The sequence below is a fragment of the Mycobacterium intermedium genome, from assembly GCF_002086275.1.
In the GTDB taxonomy this organism is placed as follows: Bacteria; Actinomycetota; Actinomycetes; order Mycobacteriales; family Mycobacteriaceae; genus Mycobacterium; species Mycobacterium intermedium.
In genome coordinates this window covers 1-3,994 of sequence record NZ_MVHT01000175.1, presented here as the reverse complement: position 1 = coordinate 3,994, position 3,994 = coordinate 1, and the positions used below count along the sequence as shown (strand labels likewise).

1 protein-coding gene is annotated in these 3,994 nt (G+C 75.0%); it reads left to right on the top strand.

Annotation, left to right across the window (positions count from 1 at the left end; genetic code table 11):
* On the top strand, positions 1-3,994 hold a 3,994-nt coding region (locus tag BST27_RS32815), incomplete at both ends, for a PE family protein (RefSeq protein WP_170062396.1).

Genomic DNA, 3,994 nt, shown 5'->3' with positions numbered 1-3,994 from the left:
GGGGCCGGTGGTGTCGGCGGCCATGGAGGCAATGGCGGCAACGCCGGGTCGTTGTTCGGCCATGGTGGCGCCGGTGGGGCAGGTGGGGCGGGCCAGCAGGGTGCCGCCGGGCTTACCGGCCAAAACGGTGGTGACGGCGGAAACGGCGGAAACGGCGGGGCCGGCGGCCGCGGCGGGGCGCTGATCGGCAACGGCGGGGCCGGCGGTGCCGGTGGTCTCGGTGGGGACGGCGGAATCGGCGGCGCCGGCGACCCGACCTTCGCGCACAGCGCCGGTGCCGGCGGCAACGGCGGTAACGGCGGCAACCCGGGCCTGGGCGGTGCTGGCGGAGCCGGCGGGGCGCTGGCCGGTGCGCACGGCGCCGTCGGCGCCACTCCGACCAGCGGCGGCAACGGGGGCGACGGTGGCGCGGGTGCCACTGGCACCGCGTTGATGGCGGCGGGGGCCGGCGGCAACGGCGGTCATGGCGGGCTGGTGGGCAATGGCGGTAACGGCGGTACGGGCGGCACCGGTCACACCGGTAACGCCGGTGCCAACGGCACCTCTGGGCAGACCACGGGCGGTACCGGCGACCCCGGCACGGCTGGCGGCCAGGGCGGTAATGGCGGCAATGGCGGCGCGCAGCACGGCAATGGCGGTGCCGGCGGCAACGGCGGTGCCGGCGGCCAGGGCGGTGCTGGCGGTAAGGGCTTCGACGCGGCGACCTCGGGTTCGGCCGGCCAGGCGGACGGTAAGGCCGGTAACGGCGGTGTCGGCGGTGACGGCGGCGACGGCGCCAATGGCAACGCGAGTTCCAGCGCGGGCGGCAACGGCGGAGATGGGGGTGATCCCGGTGCCGGCGGCCAGGGCGGGACTGCCGGTAAGGGTGCCACCCCGGCCTTGGATAGTGCGGCCGGAGCTCCCGGCGCCATGCCGACCAGCGGCGGCGATGGCGGCGCTGGCGGTAAGGGCGCGACCCCCACAGCCGGAGGCGCGGACGGCGGTAGGGGCGGTAACGGCGGCAACGGTGGGTTGGTCGGCAACGGCGGTGCCGGTGGTGACGGCGGTGCCGGGGCCGCGGGCAAAGCGGCCGGTGCCAGCGGGGGTAATGGCGGCAGCGGCGGCGACGGCGGCGCCGGCGGGTCGATGAACGGCAACGGCGGTGCCGGTGGCAAGGGCGGCAACGGCGGCGCCGGCAGAGTCGGACAAGACTTCTCCGCACTGTCGAATGGCCAAAGCGGCGGCAATGGCGGAAATGGCGGTAGCGGCGGCGACGGCGGCAAGGGCGGCAACGCCCTGGCGCCATGGCAGACCATGGCCAAGGCCGGCAACGGCGGTGCCGGCGGCAACGGCGGCGCGGCCGGCCACGGCGGCAATGGCGCGGCCGGCGACATGACTGTTAACGGCGGTGCCGGCGGCAACGGTGGCAACGGCGGTGAGGTGGGAGTTGGCGGCAAAGGCGGGGCCGCCGGGGTAGGGAGCGAAGCGTTCCAGGACGGTTTCGCCGGTGCCAATGCCGCTGCATCCACCAGCGGCGGTAACGGCGGTCACGGCGGTAAGGGCGCCGCTGCCACCGTGCCGGGCAGCCACGGCGGCGCCGGCGGTAACGGCGGTGACGGGGGCTCCTTAGGCAACGGCGGTAATGGCGGCGCCGGAGGCAAGGGCGCTAACGGCACCACGCAAGGCAACCCCGTGGGCGGCGGTAATGGCGGCGCCGGTGGACACGGTGGTAACGGCGGCAACGTCGGTAGTGGCGGTAATGGCGGCGCCGGTGGTAACGGCGGCGACGGTGTTGTTGCCGGCGACAAGCCCAAAGCCGCCGGCCACGGTGGCGCTGGCGGCAATGGAGGCAATGCCGGGTCCATAGGTAACGGTGGTGACGGCGGCAACGGCGGTAACGGCGGGCTCGCCGCCGACGGCAAAAAGGGCGTCAACGCCAGCGATTCCGGAACGCCAGGTTCTGATGGTGGGAATGGCGGCAACGGAGGCGCGGGCGGCGACGGCGGAAGCCAAGCCGGAAACGGAGGCAAGGGCGGTAACGGCGGCACCGGCACCGACGGTGGCCACGGCGGCATCGGTGTAGATGGCGCGGCTGCCTCCGGTGCCGGCGCTGACGGTGGTAACGGCGGTGACGGAGGCGCCGGCGGCAACGGCGGTAACGGCGGCGACGGCGGCAAGGGCGGCAAGGCTCAGCCGGGGTATATCAGCGGCGCCACCGGCGCTGGCGGTGACGCTGGCGACGGCGGTCACGGCGGCACCCCCGGTTACGGAGCCGACGGAAATGACGGCGCGAGCAGCTCGTCCAGCGCTGAGGTCACTGCCGGTGGCGACGGTGGTGACGGTGGTGACGCAGGGATAGGCGGCACCGGAGGTAAGGGCGGTACCGGCCATACCAAGGGTTTGGACGGCGCCGACGGTACGACGCATAACGGTGGCCAGGGCGGCCACGGAGGCAAAGGCGGTTCGGCCCTGGTCTTGGCCGGCGGGAACGCCGCGAACGGCGGCGACGGCGGCGACGGCGGCAACGGGGGCTTCGGTCGCAACGGCGGCGCCGCCGGAAACGGCGGCAACGGCGGGGGAGCGCTGAGCACTGTCGGCGTCGAAGGCACGGGGGGCAAAGGCGGTAAAGGCGGTGCCGGCGGTGCCGGCCTCATCAACGGTGGCTTCGGCGGGTTCGGCGGCGCCGGCGGCGGCGGAACCGTCGCCATCGCTGAGGTACACGGTGGTGACGGGGGCAATGGCGGTGCCGGTGGTAAGGCGGGCACCGGAATTGGTGGCGCTGGCGGCGCAGGCGGCGTCGGCGGCGAAGGCGCCATTGGAGAATTCTCCAGCGGCACCGGCGGTAACGGCGGTAGCGGGGGCAAAGGGGGTAGCAGTACCAGTGGGATTGGTGGCTTCGGCGGCCAGGGCGGCATGGGTGGACGTGCAGTTGTAGGCGGTGCCGGGGGCGCGGGCGGCGCGGGTGGCAGCGGCGAATTCGGCGGTGGCCAAGGCGGTAACGGCGGCTTCGGTGGGGAAGGCGTCTTCTCGGGTGCCGGTGGCAACGGCGGTGCTGGCGGTGCCGGCGGCGACTCGGACAAGGGGTTTGGTGGTGCCGGTGGCGCCGGCGGCAATGGCGGCAGGGGTGGTGAAAGTGGCAGCGGCGGTGACGCCGGTGCCGGTGGTGCCGGGGGTGACGGCGGCGACAACGACGTCGGGGGCGTCGGCGGTGCCGGTGGCAGAGGCGGTAACGGTGGCGCCGCAGGCAATTTCAGCAGGGGCGGTAATGGCGGTTCGGGTGGTGCCGGCGGCAACGGCGGCAATGGCACGACAGGCGAGGGTGGTGCCGGTGGTGCCGGCGGTGCCGGCGGCGATGGGGGTATCAACAAGCACACGGCGGTCGCTGGCAACGCCGGTGCCGGCGGCGCTGGTGGCCATGGCGGCAATAGCGTTGGCAGCGCCGGCGGTGCCGGTGGCGACGGTGGGCATGCGGGCACGGCCGGTGGGTCCGTTGCTGCCAGCGTGGGTGGCAACGGCGCCGCGGGCGGTAACGGAGGCTTCGGCGGTAACGGCACGACGGGTGGTGCCGGCGGCGCTGGTGGCCACGGCAGCGACGGCGCCAACAGCGGGGCAAGTGTCGCCAACGTGACCGCCGGTAGTGGTGGTAACGGCGGTCGAGGCGGCGACGGCGGCGACGGCTCCGCCGGCGTTGGTGGGCAGGGCGGGGCCGGCGGCAACGCCGGCCATGGTGGTCACGGCGGTGGGGCTGCCGGCGGTAACGGTGGTCATGGGGGTGACGGCGGTGACTCCGGGAACAGCACCGGCGTCGCGGGTCTGGCTGGTGGTGCGGCCGGTGCGGCCGGTGACGGCGGCGGTACCAGCAGCGCTACCGGCCGGGGCGGCAGCGGCGGTAACGGCGGCAGTGGCGGCGACGGCGGCAACGGCACCACAGGCGGAGCCGGAGCCAACGGGGCCGACGGCGGCGCCGCAGCCGGGGGCGCGGGGCGCCCGGGGGGTGGGCCGCTGGCGCGGCCGC